The following is a 255-nucleotide window of genomic DNA, read 5'->3' as shown; positions in this document are numbered from 1 at the left end:
CCTCTTTGTACCAAGGCACTTTGAACCCCGCGTCAGTCACGATGAGAGGGGTAACATGCGAAGGTAAAATCTTGGCTAAATCCGCCAAAAAACCGTTATGGGCGGCCTTAGAGCATTGTTCTGATAGAGGATAGGACTTCTCATACAGGGTAATAGAGCGGCCATTGAAGGCTATTGAGGCGCGCAGAGCCATGATGCGTTTATGCTCTCGGATGTCTGACCAATCGACGAGCACAATCGGCATAGGGTTACCAG

Annotated in this window: 1 pseudogene; it reads right to left on the bottom strand. The window is 50.2% G+C overall.

The features are described from left to right. Positions 1-255 (bottom strand): annotated as a pseudogene (locus K5Q99_RS22310) (IS4 family transposase); the annotation flags it as partial.

Origin of the sequence: Shewanella hafniensis (assembly GCF_019655335.1) — a bacterium.
Taxonomy (GTDB): Bacteria; Pseudomonadota; Gammaproteobacteria; order Enterobacterales; family Shewanellaceae; genus Shewanella; species Shewanella hafniensis.
This window is presented reverse-complemented; position numbering and strand designations above follow the sequence as displayed.